Origin of the sequence: Variovorax sp. V213 (assembly GCF_041154455.1) — a bacterium.
In the GTDB taxonomy this organism is placed as follows: domain Bacteria; phylum Pseudomonadota; class Gammaproteobacteria; order Burkholderiales; family Burkholderiaceae_C; genus Variovorax.
In genome coordinates, this window is sequence record NZ_AP028665.1 from 926,130 (window position 1) to 940,739 (window position 14,610).

13 protein-coding genes, 1 tRNA gene and 3 pseudogenes are annotated in these 14,610 nt (G+C 61.7%); 11 read left to right on the plus strand and 6 right to left on the minus strand.

What is annotated here, in order from left to right:
* Nucleotides 1–677: 677 nt before the first annotated feature.
* From ACAM55_RS29560 to ACAM55_RS29570, 3 genes and pseudogenes are all read left to right on the plus strand, one after another.
* Entirely contained in the window at nt 678–1,019 is a 342-nt protein-coding gene (locus tag ACAM55_RS29560; protein WP_369656812.1) for a hypothetical protein, read from the plus strand.
* Between the two features lie 241 nt (nt 1,020–1,260).
* Nucleotides 1,261–1,452, plus strand: a complete 192-nt coding sequence (locus ACAM55_RS29565) for a hypothetical protein (RefSeq protein ID WP_369656813.1) — start codon at nt 1,261–1,263, stop codon at nt 1,450–1,452.
* Between the two features lie 419 nt (nt 1,453–1,871).
* A pseudogene (locus ACAM55_RS29570) lies at nt 1,872–2,129 on the plus strand (helix-turn-helix domain-containing protein); the annotation flags it as partial.
* 322 nt (nt 2,130–2,451) lie between these two features.
* On the opposite strand, the gene ACAM55_RS29575 reads toward ACAM55_RS29570, so the two are convergent.
* The 3 genes from ACAM55_RS29575 to ACAM55_RS29585 all read right to left on the minus strand — a co-directional run bounded on the left by ACAM55_RS29575 (nt 2,452) and on the right by ACAM55_RS29585 (nt 4,693).
* Nucleotides 2,452–2,527, minus strand: a tRNA-Lys gene (locus tag ACAM55_RS29575).
* An 11-nt stretch (nt 2,528–2,538) separates the two neighbouring features.
* Complete coding sequence (locus tag ACAM55_RS29580) at nt 2,539–4,245, minus strand: phage integrase family protein (RefSeq protein WP_369656814.1); 1,707 nt, start codon at nt 4,243–4,245, stop codon at nt 2,539–2,541.
* Nucleotides 4,246–4,411: 166 nt separating this feature from the next.
* On the minus strand, nt 4,412–4,693 hold the full coding sequence (locus ACAM55_RS29585) for a response regulator transcription factor (RefSeq protein WP_369656815.1): 282 nt from the start codon (nt 4,691–4,693) through the stop codon (nt 4,412–4,414).
* Between the two features lie 168 nt (nt 4,694–4,861).
* Here ACAM55_RS29585 and ACAM55_RS29590 point away from each other — a divergent pair, with 168 nt between their 5' ends.
* The 3 genes from ACAM55_RS29590 (at nt 4,862) to ACAM55_RS29600 (ending at nt 6,390) form a co-directional block, all read left to right on the plus strand.
* Nucleotides 4,862–5,104 carry a DUF2933 domain-containing protein gene (locus ACAM55_RS29590; protein WP_369656816.1) on the plus strand — a complete coding sequence of 81 codons (243 nt, stop codon included), beginning with the start codon at nt 4,862–4,864 and terminating at the stop codon, nt 5,102–5,104.
* A complete protein-coding gene (locus tag ACAM55_RS29595; protein ID WP_369656817.1) occupies nt 5,085–5,366 on the plus strand; it encodes a hypothetical protein in 282 nt (93 codons plus the stop codon). The genes ACAM55_RS29590 and ACAM55_RS29595 overlap by 20 nt, the downstream gene beginning before the upstream one ends.
* 469 nt (nt 5,367–5,835) lie before the next feature.
* Nucleotides 5,836–6,390 (plus strand): poly-gamma-glutamate hydrolase family protein, encoded by a 555-nt coding sequence (locus ACAM55_RS29600; protein WP_369656818.1) that lies wholly within the window; start codon nt 5,836–5,838, stop codon nt 6,388–6,390.
* 73 nt (nt 6,391–6,463) lie between these two features.
* On the opposite strand, the gene ACAM55_RS29605 is transcribed toward ACAM55_RS29600, so the two are convergent.
* Nucleotides 6,464–7,444, minus strand: coding sequence for a Bug family tripartite tricarboxylate transporter substrate binding protein (locus ACAM55_RS29605; protein ID WP_369656819.1), 981 nt, complete (start codon nt 7,442–7,444; stop codon nt 6,464–6,466).
* A gap of 11 nt (nt 7,445–7,455) precedes the next feature.
* The gene (argH, locus tag ACAM55_RS29610) at nt 7,456–9,012 is read right to left on the minus strand and encodes an argininosuccinate lyase (RefSeq protein ID WP_369656820.1); all 1,557 of its coding nucleotides are present in this window, start codon (nt 9,010–9,012) and stop codon (nt 7,456–7,458) included.
* A gap of 193 nt (nt 9,013–9,205) precedes the next feature.
* Here argH and ACAM55_RS29615 point away from each other — a divergent pair, with 193 nt between their 5' ends.
* The 5 genes and pseudogenes from ACAM55_RS29615 (at nt 9,206) to ACAM55_RS29635 (ending at nt 13,675) form a co-directional block, all read left to right on the plus strand.
* On the plus strand, nt 9,206–10,141 hold the full coding sequence (locus ACAM55_RS29615; RefSeq protein WP_369656821.1) for a LysR substrate-binding domain-containing protein: 936 nt from the start codon (nt 9,206–9,208) through the stop codon (nt 10,139–10,141).
* 369 nt (nt 10,142–10,510) lie between these two features.
* Entirely contained in the window at nt 10,511–10,957 is a 447-nt protein-coding gene (locus ACAM55_RS29620; RefSeq protein WP_369656822.1) for a hypothetical protein, read from the plus strand.
* Nucleotides 10,958–11,034: 77 nt separating this feature from the next.
* On the plus strand, nt 11,035–12,075 hold the full coding sequence (locus ACAM55_RS29625; protein WP_369656823.1) for a L,D-transpeptidase family protein: 1,041 nt from the start codon (nt 11,035–11,037) through the stop codon (nt 12,073–12,075).
* A 164-nt stretch (nt 12,076–12,239) separates the two neighbouring features.
* Nucleotides 12,240–12,626: pseudogene (locus ACAM55_RS29630) on the plus strand (M23 family metallopeptidase); the annotation flags it as partial.
* 286 nt (nt 12,627–12,912) lie between these two features.
* Nucleotides 12,913–13,675 (plus strand): annotated as a pseudogene (locus tag ACAM55_RS29635) (IS5 family transposase).
* A 28-nt stretch (nt 13,676–13,703) separates the two neighbouring features.
* Here the strand turns inward: ACAM55_RS29635 and ACAM55_RS29640 are convergent.
* The gene (locus ACAM55_RS29640; RefSeq protein WP_369656824.1) at nt 13,704–14,597 is read right to left on the minus strand and encodes a LysR family transcriptional regulator; all 894 of its coding nucleotides are present in this window, start codon (nt 14,595–14,597) and stop codon (nt 13,704–13,706) included.
* Nucleotides 14,598–14,610: the final 13 nt, after the last annotated feature.

Below are 14,610 nucleotides of genomic sequence, written 5' to 3' on the forward strand. Positions count from 1 at the left end.
AGGATATATCGGCGCAAGTCCGGAACGCAATCTCAAGTCGTTCAACTCGGCCCAGGCCGTGCCTTTAATCCATTTCCTCGGGTAGAAATCTCGGCGCGTCGACCCCTCCCTGATGCACTGCAGTTCAATGACGGCGTGCCGATGCCAGAAAGGAACGCGTGCAACACGGTTGACGCGAAAGCCATGCCCCGAAGTACGGGTGCGTCTCCAGGGTTTCTCCTCACCGATTCCACCCTCTTTTCCCCCGCCACCGCGCCGCTCGCTCTGACAATCGCCAGCGGGAGTTCAACAGACAGGTATCTCGGGCCTGCTGAACGTGGGGGCAAGATATGAGATCCGTTTTTCTAGCCATTGCTATCGGTGGCTCCGTGTCAGCGCTTGCTCAAACTCCGGCGATTCTCTTGGAGGCTTGCAATGCGATGGAGCCTGCAAGCAAGCGACTCGAGTGCCTAAGGGCTGCCGCTGGAGTTCGTCCTGCTCCCGCCACGGCCTATGGCGGAACGCCTTCTTCCTCACACGCAGCCCCCTCTACATCCCTCCCCCACTCCGCGAACGCGTACAAGCTGACCGCACCACGCGCGACCAGTAGCCAGACTTGCTACACCGGGCCGCGAGGCGGCACCTACACGATCACGGCCAGCGGTCGGAAGAACTACAGCGGTTGCTAGGACAACGCCATGATGAAATTCGCTGCGATGATTGCGGGCCTAACAATGACGGTGGCCGCACCGACGCTCCGGGCCAACCCCGCCCACGACCAACTCGCAGGGATGTCGATCACCCAACGCGCCTCCGCACTTGCTTCCCTTCTGCGCGCGAGCGATGAAACGTGTCCGTCAGCCAAGCGCACCTTCTATCAGGGCAGCGACAACAATGGAAACGCATTTTGGAACGTGGAGTGCAGTGGAGGATCGGCCTACGTGATTCAGGTCAATAACGACGCACGCGGTTCAACGCGAATCTTGAGTTGCAAGGCGCTGAAGGCCGTGGCTGGAACGAACTGTTTTCGCAAGCTCTAACGCCGCTCCTTTTCTGCCATCTTCTTTGAGGCCGCCCCCTCCGCTCTCATGTCGGCGCTGACCGCACGATACATGCCGGACAAAAGGAATCAATAAATGCCCCACCTTGGCCTCATCGAACTTGGAAACGCGGTCTACCGCGAGTAGATCAAGGGGATAGTCCTCGATACCAGCATCTTCGACCAATATAGGTACGGATTCGAGTTCGGCCTCCTAGCGAAGCTTCAAGGAAGGCGGGGTGATGATCGATGGCTTCGAAATCAGCGCCCGCGGCGCGAAGAGCAAACCCATCAAGACCCGGCAGACTTGGTGGTGCGTCACAGAGCACGAAGTCGGCTTCGCCGCGCTCGAGCGGATGAACCCGCGCAGCTCATCGGGCTTCGACGTGAATGACGATGAAGAAGAGGATTTGCTGCCGGCCTGGCCACGATGACTGTCGCTCGTGCAGGACAATGAAGCGTCGAAGCTCGCCCCGCGTGACACCCTCACTCGCCGAACCAGAACACGAGCCAAGACGACAGCGCGGTCAAAGTGGTCATCAGAAGGAATGCATCCCTCTGACGCGACAAACCACGACGACACAGCTGGCGTAGGCTGGATAGCATCTCGACCTCCTCAAACGACTGCCCGGGAGTTTCGCGGTCAGACCTTGAAATCGTCAATCCAACGATAGTTCGAAGGCACGCGCTTGTTGCACAACAAAAGGCCGCGAATCCGAGCGCAGCAAAAAGATCATGAGCCAAACTTGTTGATTGCCACCGAAAATTGACCCTCTAAACGCAGTAATTTCCGTCTAAGACTGACCCACGTAAAACTCTACCCTGCTCATTTTTAAAGCAGGGGATCCTAGGAGTGATAGACGTGGCGACATTGAGTGTCATCAGACGTTGGGCCCTGCGCGAGCAGATGTCCATCCGCGAGATAGCCAGGCGTACAGGCCTGTCTCGCAACACCGTCAAGAAGTACCTGCGAGCCGGCGACGAAGAGCCGCGCTACGCCAAGCGGGCGAGCTCGAGCAAGCTCGATCCCTATGCCGAGAAGCTCGCGACCTGGCTCGCGATCGAGGCCACCAAATCGCGGAAACAGCGGCGCAATCTGCGGCAGATCCACACACCCCAACCTAAAAAGGAGAACACCAAGCACTTATCCACATCGTGAGGCCTTCGGGCTCACAAAGCGGGTGGGTCAGTATTAAATGGAAATCCAGGGTCAGAGATCGGCGGAATCAAACATTCGTCGCACCCCGTCGCAAGCAATCTCATCTCGATCCATGGCGCACCATCCACAGACGCCATATTTGCGCATGGCGGGCCACTCGGCGTCACTATGCATCGTGATACAGATCGTGATAAGCCTCTGAGTTTCGCTCGAGGAGCAAAGAAAAATGGCCTAGCAATTTCTTGCTAAGCCATTGATTTTATTGCAAATTTGTTGGTAGGACGTACTGGATTCGAACCAGTGACCAACGGATTAAAAGTCCGTTTATCTTTGGTACCCGCTCATAGCCCACGCAGCTGGACTACCTCGCCCGAGCAGAAGACCACGCCGGAAAAGCATCCCCGATCTGCCTCGCCCGCTTGACCTCATCGGTATGGAGGTAGACCGAGGTCGTCGCCACGGAAGCATGCCGCAGGTTGTCCCGCACGGTCGTCAGCTCGACGCCGCGGGCGAGCGCATGGGTGGCATGGGTGTGCCGCATCCAGTGCGGCGTGGCGCGTTGGAGCTTGTCCGCGGTGGACGGACTCACGCCCTCCAAGGCCTGCGCGGCATGGAGGAAGAAACGGCGCGTGACCGACCACAAGCGCGACGCGCTGATCCCGGTCCCGTCTTCTGCCAGGCCGGGCACCAGCGCGATCTTGGGATTCCAGCGCGACCGCGTCACGGGCAGGCCGCGTTGTGCCAGATACTGGTCGAGCGCACCCCGCGCCAGCAGCGGCAAGGCCACCTTGCCGTGCTTGCTGCCCTTGCCGACCACGTTCAGCCAGTCGTCGCCCTGCGCATCGTGCTCGATGCCGCCCAGCCGGGCGTCGACCATCTCGCTGGGCCGCAGGCCCGTCGCGTACCAGAAGTCCAGCACGAAGCGCAGGCGCTGGGCGCCCTCCTCGCTCCACCCGCCGATCCACTCGATGCCGTCGGCGGTGGAGCGAATCAGCGTCCATTCGTGCTCCGTGAACACCCGGGATGCATCGAGGGCGCCGCCACGGCCCGTTCCCTTGACCTTCACACCAGCAAACGGATTGGCCAGCACATAGCGCTGCTCGATCAGCCAGCGATACAGGGCGCCGATCACGGACAGTGCATAGGCGACGGAGCGCGGCGCCAGTGGTCCCTGGAAGGGGCGCCATTCCGCGGACGTGCGCGGCCGCGCGGGGCCGACCCAGCGTTCCCGCGGCGATGGTCGTCGCAAGAAGGCGCGGTACGCCACGGCATCCTCGGTCGTCAGCGACGACAGCGCCTTGCCGCGCTCGAGGATCGCCCACAGCATGAGCCGCTCCGCTTCCTTGCGGTAGGCCCGTTGGGTCGCCGCTGCGTCCTGCAGGCCCAGCCAGGCCTGGACGGCCTCGTAGTCGTTGCTGGCGGACAGAGTGCAGGTGGCTTGCGGCGCCCGGAAGGTGCCCCGGGTGCCATCGACTTCCTGTGGCACGACCAGGTGTTCCCACGGCGCGGTCTCGGTCCGCGGCACGACCACCAGCGACCTCGCCCGTTCGGTCAGGGCCGGATGGGCGGCGAAGAACTCCTCGATCTGGCTCGCGCTGCGTGCTCCGAGGCCGGGCACGGCGGCCCACCATCGGCGTCGGCGCGGCACCCGCACCGTCAGATCGGCCAGTGTCCGGATGCCGGCGTTTTGCAGGGCCCGCGCAGCACGCGTCGGCAACCAGCGATCGACGGTGTCCGTCACCATCGGCGCTGGCAGGGGTAAAGACTGCAGCTTCTCGATGGCATCTCTGACCGCTCGGGCGCGTTGCTCGCGCTCGGCTGCTGGGTGCGCGATCAGCGCGGCCAGGTCGTCGCGGTGCCGCAGCCGCGCATAGCTCGCCAGCTGGCGCCGGATATCGCCCAGCATGGCGCGAGAGGACTGTCCTGTCGCCTTGCTGGCCCCGAGGTACTGCACGACGGCAGCGCGTGCCGGCAGGCCCGCGTACCAGGCGCGCAGCGCCGCCAGCTGCGAGGCGCTGGGGAACTCGCCATTTTCGGCCCCTGCCCCGTTTACCGTGCCTACTTTCATGCCCGTCAGTTTAGCCGCATGAACTTGCTATGGTGATAAGAAGAGTTATCGTAATAGAACCGTAAAGCAATTCGTTTGTTCTGCGCGTTATCACTTGGAAGACTATCTCGCGAGCCAACCGTGCTGCCAGACGCGAGTGGCCCGGCATAAGCCGTACCTTGTTCAGTTACAGCAGGCTCGACTCGCGCGCCTTGGCGATAGCTTGCGAACGGTTGCGCACACCCAGCTTCTCGAAGATCTGGCTCACGTGCCACTTGGCCGTGCGTACCGTGATGACGAGCTGAGTCGCGATCTGCTGGTTGCCCAGGCCCTGGCTCACGAGGCGCAGCACTTCGAGCTGTGTCGGCGTCAATCCAGCCGGCGCGGGGCTCCCGTTGGCGCTCGCCGCCACGGGCTGGCGGAAAAATTCCAGTAATTCGTTGACGAACGCGGAATTGGCCGAGGCCATTCGGTCCGCCAGGTATACGCCTCAGTAGGTCAAGGGCGACGCCCAAGCGAGTGGGCAACAGCAGACCGGTGGATGCGGGTGCGCCAGCCGTAGGGCCGCGCCAGTTGATATAGGTCAACAAGCTGCGCCTGTCCGAGGTTCATGCTGCGGCTAGTACAGGAGCCCAGCATGAATCACCAGCAGCACACCCGGCCTTCATTCTGGAAGACGCCCTTCGGCATAGTCGCAACCCTCGTTGCGGTTGCTGTGAGCATCTACCTGTACGTGGCCCACAAGAATCATCTGCTGGCGTTGCTGCCCTATGCCTTCCTGGCCACCTGTCCACTGATGCACGTCTTCATGCATCGGGGGCACGGCCATGGCGGCCATACACACGGCGGCCGGAACGGCGATGGCTCGCAGAGCAGCTAAGATTGCCGAGCTTGTCTCCGGTCTAGGCGCCATCGTCTTGGGCGCCGGCCTCGCCTTGCTGGTGCCGGATGTTCTTCGCGCATTCGCAATCCCGATCCTCGTGGCCGGCATCCTGGTGCACGGGGTCGGAATGAGCCTGAAGCACCGGCTGGAAGCGGTCGAGCGCGAACCGCTCTGGTGGGAAAAGGGGCTCTTCTGGCTTTGCAGGCTTTGCTTAGGGATCTTGGCGGCCTGGTTGTTCCTCCGTCTGTTCACGATCTGAGGCTGACCCAGAGACAGCAGAACTCACGTCGATATCGGTGGTCGAAGAATCCAGCTAAGTTGCCAAGGCTCTGGCGCGCCCACAGTCGCGTTTGAGGCGGGATTGAGCGTTGACGGTCGCCGGTCACCCGTCCAGGGGAGGATCGCTGCGCATGCCCGTGCATGCGCATACAGCCACCCGTGGTTGATGTGGAGCGATCCTTCGGATGCTCCTCCAGGCGGTAACCGTGTGGCAATCGAACTTCACGCAGACATTGATAAACGCAGGTGAACATGGCCCGTTCGTGCTGGTCGGCCAGTCATTGGGCGGCCTTTACGTTATGCGTTTCAAGAGGTACTTCCGCCCTGAAGCGGTGGGATTGGTTCTCGTTGACCCCTTCCATCCGAGCAGGTCGAGCGCGTAGCAAGCTTTATGACGGAGTCCCGAACGTTCAGCTCGGCGCAGAACTCCGCATCCGGTTCCTGATCATTTGCAACGCCTGCCCATTCGCCGTGGTTCGTTGAGCATCCTGTTGATTTCCGTGTTGCCGTCTTCGGTGATGCGCAACACGACAGCTGTTCGGGCGGCGTTGTACTTGCCGGCCGAGTCCAGTGCCGGCGCAATCTCCGCTTCGATAAGACCGGTCGCTTTCAGGACGCTCACATGCTGGACGTCTTCGGATCTGAAGGCTGAAGACAACGACGAGCTGCACATCACCAGTGACCGCTTCGACGAACCGCTGGGGGTCGCACTGGTCGAAAGTTCCGAGTTCGTCGTCGCGGTGGATGGAGCCAAAGGCGACATGCCTGTCACCTACCCGGGCGGCCGGGGTGGCAGTTTGGTCAATCCGATGCGCGCATGCCCGCAGAAAGCAGGCTTTGACGTGCAGGACCATCCGACCTCCAGGGGGCGCTGCCGCAGAACATTTGTAATCGAGGTCAATCCGATGCAGGGTGCAGTTGGAACTCACGATGGGCCTTCGCCAGACGTTCTTCGCGAACATGACCAAGGCGGGGCGTCAACAACCTACTCCGGCCTTCCATAGCTTTGTCAACGCTGCTCGAGAGGCGTTAAGTCTTCCCTGCGTGCGGCTGCCACGCGGGGTCGGGCTACTGGTCCTAGTCGGCTGTGATGTTGTTATTCCTGATCACTGCGCTCCACCTGGCGGTTTCCATTTTCAAAAACTGATCGAACTGGCCGACAGACATCGGCGCAGGATCGGAAGCCAAATCCCTAAGTTGCTTCACCACCTTTGGATCCGCCAACACCGCATTGATCTCCGAGTTGAGCTTTTGAATGATGTTCGCGGGGATGCCCGAGGGTCCCACGACCCCCGTCCAAGCCACCATTTCTGCCCCCGGGACGCCTGCTTCTGCCATGGTCGGGACATCGGGCAATAAAGGAGACCGCTTCGGTCCCGTGATCGCCAGTGCACGAACACGGCCGCTTTGCACATTCGGCGCCATCGTGCCGAAGTTGTCGATCAGCATCTGGAGCTGACCCGCGATGAGATCCATCTCAGCGGCCGGCGTGCTCTTATAGGGCACGTGGGTGGCTCGCAGTCCAGTGCTTGCACGAAACAACTCCGTCGCAACGTGCAGTGAAGACCCATTGCCGTTGGAGCCATAGAAGATGGCGTTTGGATGAGATTGCGAATATGCGACCAATTCCTTCACGGACTTCACGGGCAAGGACGACGCTACCCCCAGCAGGTTCGGCTGGGTTGAGAGCATGGCAATCGGCAGGAAATCGCGAGAAGTGTTGTAGGGCAAGTTCTTCGCGACCAGAGATCCGGTGACGATGCTGGACAAAGCCGCACTGCCGATGGTGTAGCCATCGGGCTTCGACTTGGCGATGGCGTCCAAGCCGATGATCCCGGTTGCGCCGGGACGGTTGTCGATGACGAATGCCTGCCCCAGGCGCTTTGCCAATTCGGCGGTGACGACACGCACCGTAGCGTCCGATACGCCACCAGCAGCCGAAGGCACGATCCAGCGGATGGGCTTCTCCGGATACTCGGCACCGGCTGCCTGCACCGCAGTCGCGATGCACAGGATTGCACAGAGCGCGACGTGCCAGAACAAGGGTGGTTTTCTCAAGGTAGTTCTCCTTAGGGTTGAGCAACGGCTGGGCGATCGATCGAGCTTTCATGGGCATTCCCAAGCGCGATGAATCGATCGACGGCCTGATCCAGCTCCATCTGGGCGCGAACCAGACGGGCTCTTGCCTCTCCAACCCAACGGCGATCGGAGGCACGCTCGTCCTGTGCCTGGTCCAGCAGGCGCGGCACCTGCGAGGGCCCCACGCTGCCCTCGGTCACGCGCGTCTCCACGAATCGCCGCGGGTCCAGCGCGTCATGTACCACCGCGTCACCGAGCTTCAGCTCGAGCCCAACCGTTTCCAGCGCGGCCTGGTCGAGCAGTGCGCCCGTGAGCGCGCTCGGAACGATTTCCTGCGCCAGGCAGTTGCGCACCACGCGCGCGACGATGTGGTGCACCTGGCGAAACGACAATCCGCTTTCGCGCACGATCACGTCCGCCAGATTGCTGGCCGTGCACCAGCTGCCTTGCAGCAACGCGGCCATGCGGTCTTCGTGAACGATCAGGGTCTCCATCACGCCGGTGAAAAGGTCCAGCATGCCTTCGGTAGTGACCAACGCCTCGTCGATCAGAGGGAGTTCGCGCATGGCCTGGTCCCCCGTACCCTCTGCGCGGAACGTGGCCAGCGCGGTGGCCAGCCAGGTGACCGCGGGGCCCGCGGCCTTCTTGATCGTCTCCAGCGCGGCCGGGTTCTTCTTCTGCGGGAAGATGCTGCTGGTGCCGCAGTAGCTGTCATCGCTTTCCACCATGCCGAACTCGGTGCTGGACCAGAGATGCAGATCGGTGGCCAGGTCGTTGAGATCGGCCATCACGAACGCCAATGCACCGATGGCCTCGGCAGCGTAGTAGGCCTCGCGGCCGAGCTTGGAATTGCTCACCAGGCCGTCGAATCCCAGCAGCTCCGTCGTGCGGATCCGGTTGAGCGGCCACGACGTTCCGGCCAATCCAACGGCACCCAACGGATTGCGATTGACGCGGCCATAGGCCTGGGCCAGACGCTCGAAGCTGTCGTGCAGCCGCGAGGAGAAACTCAACAGATAGTGGCCGAACACCCAGGGCTGCGCATGCTGGAGGTGGGTGTAGCCGGGCATGATGGTCTGGGCATGGCGGCTTGCCTGCAGGGCGATTGCATCCTGCAGGTCGCAGAGCCGGTCCATCACGTCCAGCATCCGGTTGCGCTTGTAGAGACGGCGCACCGTCGCGCCCTGGTCTATGCGGCTGCGGCCGGTGTGCATCTGCCCACCCACGTCTTCGCCGATCGCAGCGAACAGGTAGGACTCGATCTGCAGAAGAAAGCTGCCCTTGCGCACGTCGACAGGAAAGTCCGCCGGCCGCATGCGGCCAATGGCCAGCAGTTGCCGCAGGATGGCACGGCCGGCCGCGGGCGAGATGATGCCTTCCTCGGCCAGCATGACGGTGTGCGCCAGGTCGACGGTGACGAACTCATGAAACTGCCTCTTCTCGCGTTCGAGCGCGGGCAGATCGTGGTACTTCACCAGCCGCGACGCTGGCGGAGCGCTGAGCCGGGCCTCGGCCAGCAGGATTTCATGGACGGAGGTGGATGTCATCGGTGGTGGCGCCTTGAGCGGCAGCAGGCACATAAGAAAATGTCATGTCCCAATGATCCGCAATGGCCTGTGACGGCACAACTGCACATGGAGTTGGACGCACATAAGTAAATGTTATGCTTTGGTTCTGAAGCGCCAGGCAGAGTGCATTTGGACGCCACCGCGCCCTTGCAATCCAGTCGCGCTCTCTGCAATGCAACTCAACCCTCGACAACTCGACGCCTTCCGCAATGTCATGGTGACGGGCAGCATGACCATTGCCGCGGAGCTCTTGAAGATCAGTCAGCCCGCAGTGAGCCGGCTCATCAAGGATCTGGAAAAGACACTGTCCATCCGCCTGTTCCGGCGAGAAGGCAACCGCCTCATTCCGGGCGCGGAGGCCCAGCGGTTGTTTCGGGAGGTGGACCGGTTCTACCTGGGCATGGAGCAGGTCGAGCGCGTCGCACAAGACCTGAAGTCGGTGCGTGTCGGCACGCTGCGCATCGCCTGCATCAACCTCCTGGGGCTGAGCCTTCTGTGCGAGGGCATCCGGCAGTTCTCATTGATCCGCCCGAACGTTGTCACATCGCTGGACGTGCGCAATTCGATTGCCGTTCTTGAACTCACGGCCGCCAACCAGGTCGATGTCGGATTCGTCAACAGCATGGGTACCGAATACCCAGGTGTGAACGCGTTCCCTCTTCGAAGCGTCCCGGCCGTTTGCGTGCTTCCCCGCGGCCATGCGCTGAAACGCAAGAAGGCGGTGCAGATCACCGATTTGCAGGACGAGTCGCTGATTTCCCTGGGGCCCAACAATCCGATGCGCATGCGACTGGAGATGGCACTCGCTGCCGCGAACGTGACTTGCCGCCGGCCGGTTGAAACCACGCTGGCCTACTCGGCTTGCACCATGGTGGCGGGCGGCCTCGGTGTCGCTGTCGTCGACGCCATTTCCGCCTCGCAGTTCGCCAACTCAAGCGTGGTCTTCCGCCCCTTGTTGCCCGCCTTTCAGTTTGAGTTCGCCATGGTACTGCCCGCACATCAACCGCGATCCAAGGCGCTGAATGAATTCATCGATGTAGTGAAGGAACTGTTCGACGCGGGCTTCGCCTCTGAAGGCGTTGCAGCGGGGCGGTTGGGCGCGCAATGAAAACCGACAAGCACGGGGCCAGTTGATCCAATTGGCGTCAGGGCACGGGTGTCTGCACGCTCCGGACGGTGCGCCTCCTCTGCCCTGTTCACTCGGAAATCACGCTTCGTTGTAAATCAATGAGCGCCGATTCCTGACGAACACATTTCTGCAAGTAGACGATGGCAGTCGGCCGACAGAAAGTTGCACATCAAAAACGGCCTTCCGCGACCGCATTCGCGCATCCGAGGCCATTTCACGCGGTCGAACTTGACCGGGAAGATACCCGTGAGTCTGCGCCCATGGAACTACGCGCTCTGCGCGAGGCCGCCGCGCCGTAAACTGATTCGGCGCTTCTCATGAGCGAGCACGGTGACTAAGAAGCCGATCATGAACCTGGTGGGCAGCGCTCAAAGGCTAGCCATGATGCAGCAGGCTGTGATGGCGGCTGCCAAGCGACGTAGGGAACCCGGCATTGCTACAGCTACGGCGTCAAAGGCCGAACTGTTGTCACCCCTGCGAAGGTCGCACCAATACCCGCCGCGGTTCTCACGAGGTCATAGCAAGCGTCTGTCGGATCGCCGACGGAAGGTCAAGCGCCCTTCCCTTCTTTTTACTTATGCAGACGGCGCCGACCAGGCGGCCTTTAAGTCGGGCGAGCTCGGCAAGCGCCTGACCGACATCGGTGGGGGGCTGCGCCCCGGCGATGCGGCCAGCTTCGCGGCCTTCTGGAAGTCGGAACTCGACCGCTACGCGCGCCTGGTGAAGCTGACGGGGGCCCACGCTGGCCTGAGATGGCGCGCGGCTCGGATGAACGCGGCGCAGTCCGAGGCTTGATGTCTGTTTGAGACTACAGGTCGCAAGCGTCGCCAACCATATGGTCCGGCGGACTTCACTCCGTGCCGCGCGCTCCAATGATGATTTCTTCCCGTCGAATCATGTTCCGCAATGCGGCCTGTCTTGCTGTCAGCGCCACAGGCGCCACGTCGTGGCTTGCCCATGCGGGTGCGAAAAACGACCCGAAGAATCGGTCCGGCGTATCGGGCCCCGCTGCGCTCGACAGGCTCAATGCAGCCGAGGAAACACCGGTGCTCGCGCAAGGCTCACGCGGGGCCGCGGTCATGCGAGCGCAGATCCTGCTCGATCGCGCCTGGTTCTCGCCCGGCGAAATCGACGGCGGATTCGGCGCCAACATGCGCCGCGTGGTGAAGGCCTACCAGCAGGCAAATGGTCTTGAGCAGAGCGGCAAGGTCGATGCTGCGACGTGGACCTCGCTGAAGGCCGACACTGCGCCATTGTTCGCCATTTATGCAATCACCGAGAAGGACGCGGCGGGTCCCTTTGCGGCGACGCCGCGGGCGATGGCCGAGCGAGCCAAGATGAAAACGTCCGGCTATGAGAGCCTGAAGGAAGCCCTTTCGGAGAAGCACCACATGTCTCCCAAGGCCTTGCTCGCCCTGAATGCCGGTGCCAAATTCGAAGCGCGTGAGGAAATCGTGGTTGTCAACATCACGAGCACGGCAGATGCCAGTGTGGTCAAGGCCGCTGCGTCGATCGAGATCGACAAGAGCGATCGCATGCTGTTCGTGCTCGATGGGTCGGGCAAGCCGCTCGCCGGCTTTCCTATCAGCATCGGCGGGCCTCTGGACCCGCTGCCCTTGGGCAAGATGAAAATCATCAACGAAGTGAAGGACCCCACCTTCACATACGATCCGGAGATCCTGAAGAAGGCGCCGGCCGGCGCGGCGAAGGTCGATATCGCAGCAGGTCCGAACAACCCGATCGGCAACGTCTGGATGGGGCTGTCGAAGCCGCACTGGGGCATCCACGGCACCCCGGCGCCTGAACGCGTGGGTACTGCGACAACCAATGGCTGCATCCACCTGACCAACTGGGATGCGGCACGCCTGTCGAAGCTGGCAAAAGCGGGCTTCGCGGTCGACGTGAAAGCCTGAACAGACTGCCGATGCACGTGTCTCGAAGGCAAATGGCGATGGTTGTGGCTTGCCTCGCCGTGCCAGGCTGGGCGATTGCAGAGGCTTGTGACGACAGCGCCTGGCCAGCGACACTCGCCGCCCGCGCGCTGCAGTTTCCAGTCGACGGCATCCGGCCCGAAACCGTCCGGGACACGTTCCTGGACGGACGCCTCGGTCGCCGCCATGAGGCGCTCGACATCATGGCCCCGCGCGGGATGCCCGTGCGCGCCGTGGAAGACGGCAAGCTGGTCAAACTGTTCGAAAGCAAGCCAGGCGGACTCACCGTCTATCAATTCGACCCGGCAGGCCACCTGGTCTATTACTACGCGCACCTGGACCGCTATGCGGAAGGCCTGCATGAAGGCATGCAGCTTCGGGGTGGCGACCTGATCGGATATGTCGGCACGACCGGCAACGCCGCGCCCGACGCGCCACACTTGCATTTCGCGGTATTTGTGCTCGGTCCGGAAAGGCAATGGTGGAAGGGCGAAGCGCTGAACCCGTACTGCGCATGGCGCAACGTCCGATGACCAGGCATCGTGGACGCGATCGCCTGACCGCCAAATGGCCGGAGACTCAAGGCGCCTATGGAAGAGACACCCATGTTAGCTACAGTGACAAAGACGATCTGACTGGTTATCGTCGATAGTGGATGCCTCTGGTCGGTTGCACCCTAAAACCCTGTTGCAAGACTGATGACTGGGAGGTGAAGGAGCGGCAATCACCGGCTGCATCCGCTGCAAAGCACACCTCCTGGAAAAAGAGGGCCTGTTAACACTAATTGCGCGTACTGCGTGTTCGAGTGATATTGGCGGCATGGAGATCACGCGAGCTCAGTTCGAGCAGATTGAGGACTGCTTGCCGACTCAACGAGGCAATGTCAGTTTGTCGAACTTGCAGGTGCTCAATGCAATCTTGAACGTCGCCGAGCATGGGTGCAAGTGACGAGGGCTGCCCAAGCGATTCGGCAACTGGCACACCATCTACACGCGCATGAATCGCTGGGCCAAGTCTGGCGTCCTGGACAAAGCTTTTGCACAGCTACAGCTGGCGCAAGTGGTACAGATCAAGATTGAAGCAGTGTCGCTGGACAGCACCAGCATCAAGGTGCACCCCGATGGCACCGGTGCTCAAAAAAAACGGTCCGCAAGCTATCGGTAAGTCCCGCGGGGGATGGAATACCAAGATACACCTCCTCGCCGCGGATGCGCGTACGGCCGTAACGTTCTCGTTGTCACCGGGTCAAGCGCACGATGCTCCCGAAGGTCGCGCGTTGCTAAAGCGCTCGGGCGCGCCGAATCGCCCCCTGCATTTGCTCATGGATCGCGCCTATGAAGGCAAGGAGACTCGCCAGCTTGCGCTTGACCTGGGCTTCATCCCGGTCGTACCGCCAATGCGCACTCGCGTCGAGCCGTGGGAGTACGACCGCGCCATGTACATGCGCCGCAATGAAGTCGAGCGCCTGTTCCGTCGGCTCAAGGGCTATCGACGTATCTTCTCCCGATTTGAGAAGCTCGACGTCATGTTCACCGCCTTCATCAGCTTCGCTCTCATTGCTGATGGCTTGCGGTTGTGCTAACAGGCCCTCGCTAGGGTCGATCGAACGGTTATCGATCCAGCAGACAGTCGATGAACGCACCGAGGAGGGCTGGTCGATGCTGCCTGCTCGGATAGTAGAGAAACAGCCCCGGGCGCGAAATCGACCAGTCCGCGAGGACTTGGACCAGCCGCCCCTGGGCCAAAAGCTCGCCCACGCCATCTCGCTCAAAGTGATAGGCAATGCCCAGGCCGTTCAGCGCAGCAGCGACGCCGATATCAGCATGATTGGTGACGACGGGGCCTTCCACCGCGACTTCGAGTCGCTGCCCTCGTTTCTTGAATTCCCAGCGATAGTGCCTGCCGTCCATCTGGAGCCGCCAGTTGATGCACGTATGGTGATGCAAATCGGCAGGTGACTTGGGTATTCCTCGACGCGCGAGATAGTCTGGGGACGCCACGGCAACCATGTTCAGGTCCGGCGTGAGGCGAACGGCCACCATGTCTTTCTCGAGCCGGTTGCCTACGCGGATGCCCGCGTCAAAGCGGCCAACCACGATATCAGCCAGCGCGTCGTCGACCACGATGTCGAGAACCACGTCAGGGTGTGCTTGATGGAAGCGTGAAAGCCGGGGTGCAATGACGGTTCTCGCTGCGATCCCCAGCGTGTTGATGCGCAGCGTGCCGCTCATCTGTCCTGTCGCCTCACTGGCTTCAGCGACTGCAGCAGCCATCTCACGAAACAGCGGCGCTATGCGCCTGTAGAGCAGTTCGCCACTTGCCGATGGCGCGACGCTTCGAGTCGTGCGATTCAGAAGTCGAGCGCCGATGCGGCCTTCGAGCTGCCGGATAGTCTGGCTGAGTGCCGACGGCGACAGACCCAGATGCTCTGCAGCTCGGGCAAAGCTCTGGCGCTCCACGACGGCCACGAAGGCCTTCAGCTCAGCAAAGTCGGATCCACGCATTCTGTATTCATTT